The sequence below is a fragment of the Paenisporosarcina sp. P4_E4_2 genome (genome assembly GCF_056401595.1).
On the sequence record NZ_JBFUJC010000365.1, the window covers coordinates 1 to 3,055 of the forward strand.

Below are 3,055 nucleotides of genomic sequence, written 5' to 3' on the forward strand. Positions count from 1 at the left end.
GCTTATGGCACGTCGAGTGGATGAGCGTATGTGGTTATTGAACCGTGCAGGGAAAATTCCTTTCGTTATTTCTTGTCAAGGTCAGGAAGCAACACAAGTAGGTGCTGCTTTCGCACTTGATAACACGAAAGATTATATCGCTCCTTACTACCGTGATATGGGTGTTGTTTTACACTTTGGTATGACAGCTCGTGATTTGATGCTTTCAGCTTTTGCAAAAGCTGAAGATCCAAACTCAGGTGGACGTCAAATGCCTGGTCACTTTGGACAAAAGAAAAATCGTATTTTGACAGGTTCTTCACCTGTTACTACACAACTTCCACATGCAGTTGGTGTGGCATTAGCTGGTAAAATTCAACAAAAAGACTTCGTCACTTTTGTAACACTTGGTGAAGGTTCATCAAACCAAGGGGACTTCCACGAAGGCTTGAACTTTGCAGGCGTTCATAAATTACCATGTATCACAATGGTAGAAAACAATAAATATGCGATTTCAGTTCCTTACGACAGACAGGTAGCAGCTAAAAACGTTTCTGATCGTGCAATTGGTTACGGCATGCCTGGATTCACTGTTGATGGAACAGATCCTTTAGAAGTTTATAAAGTAGTGAAAGAAGCTGCGGACCGCGCACGTAACGGAGAAGGCCCAAGCCTTATCGAAGCAGTATCGCATCGTTTGACAGCTCACTCATCTGATGATGATCAACGTCAATATCGTACAGCGGAAGACCTTGCTGAAGGGCAAGCTGCTGATCCAATCGGCAAATTCGCAACCTATTTGACAGAGTTGAACATTTTGACTGAAGAAATCGAAAAAGAACTAAATGACCGTATTATGAAGGAAGTAAATGAAGCAACGGATTATGCAGAAAATGCTCCTTATGCTGCACCTGAAGATGCTTTAAAATACGTCTATGCTGAAAAAGACGGGGGGAACGCATAATGGCAGTTATGTCTTATATTGACGCGATTACACTCGCAATGAAAGAAGAGATGGAACGTGATGAAAACGTATTCGTCCTTGGTGAAGACGTAGGTCGTAAAGGCGGCGTTTTCAAAGCTACTCAAGGTTTATACGATCAATTTGGAGAACACCGTGTAATGGATACTCCATTAGCAGAATCTGCTATTGCCGGCGTTGGAATCGGTGCAGCAATGTATGGAATGCGTCCAATTGCAGAAATGCAATTTGCTGACTTTATCATGCCAGCTGTTAACCAAATCATTTCTGAAGCTTCCCGTATTCGTTACCGTTCAAATAATGACTGGTCTTGTCCAATCGTTTTCCGTGCACCTTTTGGTGGGGGAATTCATGGAGCTCTTTACCATTCACAATCTGTTGAAGCGATTTTTGCTAACCAACCAGGTTTGAAAATCGTTATTCCTTCAACACCATACGATGCTAAAGGATTATTGAAAGCTGCTATCCGTGATGAAGATCCAGTAATGTTCTTCGAGCACAAACGCGCTTACCGTTTAATCAAAGGTGAAGTGCCTGAAGATGATTACACAATCGAAATCGGAAAAGCAGACGTCAAACGTGAAGGTGAAGACATCACTGTTATCACTTACGGTCTTGCTGTCCACTTTGCACTTCAAGCTGCTGAGCGTTTAGAGCAGGATGGTATTTCTGCTCACATTCTTGATTTGCGCACGATTTATCCATTGGATAAAGAAGCAATTATTGAAGCTGCTTCAAAAACAGGTAAAGTTCTTCTTGTTACTGAAGATAATATGGAAGGTAGCATCATGGGTGAAGTTGCAGCAATCATTGCTGAAAACTGCCTGTTTGATCTAGATGCACCAATTAAACGTTTGGCTGGTCCGGATGTACCGGCAATGCCTTATGCACCGACAATGGAGAAATTCTTTATGATCAATCCAGATAAAGTCGAAAAAGCAATGCGTGAACTTGCGGAATTTTAACCTGAAAGGAGGAGTTACAATTGGCAATCGAACAAATTAAAATGCCCCAGCTTGGTGAATCCGTAACAGAAGGAACAATCGAAAAATGGTTGGTTCAACCGGGTGACAAAGTGAATAAGTATGATTCACTTGCTGAAGTGAATACAGATAAAGTAACAGCTGAAATTCCTTCTTCATTTACAGGTGTAATTAAAGAACTGATCGCTACTGAAGGTCAAACTTTGGAAGTCGGCGCAGTTGTTTGTACAATCGAAACAGAAGGTGGTGCATCTTCAGAAGAATCAACATCTGAAGAAACTCCTACAGAAAAAGCAACAGCTGCAGAAATGCCTGCTGCTGAATCGAAGAAGGCTGCAGCACCGACTCCAGTTCGTGAAAAAGGTGCGAAAGCCCGTTATTCACCTGCGGTTCTGAAACTTGCTCAAGAAAACGATATCGACTTATCACTAGTGGACGGAACGGGTAATGAAGGTCGTATTACGCGTAAAGACTTGCTTGCGATTATCGAAAGCGGTAATATTCCGACGGCAAAAGCAGAACAAGCTGCTCCTAAAGCAGAAACTGCTGTACCTGCTCAAAACACAGCTCAAGCTTCTAAACCGGCTGCGGCTCCTGTCAATGTACCAGTAGCTGTAGGTGATATCGAAATTCCGGTTACAGGAATTCGTAAAGCCATCGCTGCCAACATGTTGCGCAGTAAACATGAAGCACCACATGCGTGGACAATGATTGAAGTAGATGTAACAAACCTAGTTCAATACCGCGATTCCATCAAAAATGAATTCAAGAAAAAAGAAGGATTCAATGTGACGTATTTCGCATTCTTCGTAAAAGCTGTTTCTCAAGCTTTAAAAGAATTCCCAATGATGAACTCAATGTGGGCTGGCGACAAAATCGTACAGAAAAAAGACATCAACATTTCAATCGCAGTTGCGACGGAAGATGCTTTATTCGTACCGGTAATTAAAAATGCTGATGAAAAAACAATCAAAGGTATCGGTCGTGAAATCAATGAATTGGCAGGCAAAGTGCGTGCTGGTAAATTGAAATCTGACGAAATGCAAGGTGGTACATTCACAGTAAATAACACAGGTTCATTCGGTTCAATTCAATCAATTGGCATCATCAA

At 41.9% G+C, this 3,055-nt stretch carries 3 protein-coding genes; all 3 read left to right on the forward strand.

Features of this window, described 5'->3' with window-relative positions; genetic code table 11:
* On the forward strand, positions 1–943 hold a 943-nt coding region (locus AC1DSB_RS17150; RefSeq protein ID WP_477587193.1), incomplete at its 5' end, for a thiamine pyrophosphate-dependent dehydrogenase E1 component subunit alpha.
* Positions 943–1,926, forward strand: coding sequence for an alpha-ketoacid dehydrogenase subunit beta (locus tag AC1DSB_RS17155; protein WP_016426990.1), 984 nt, complete (start codon positions 943–945; stop codon positions 1,924–1,926). The genes AC1DSB_RS17150 and AC1DSB_RS17155, both read left to right, overlap by 1 nt.
* Positions 1,927–1,946: 20 nt before the next feature.
* Positions 1,947–3,055, forward strand: a 1,109-nt coding sequence (locus AC1DSB_RS17160) for a dihydrolipoamide acetyltransferase family protein (RefSeq protein ID WP_477587194.1), incomplete at its 3' end; no start/stop codon positions are given.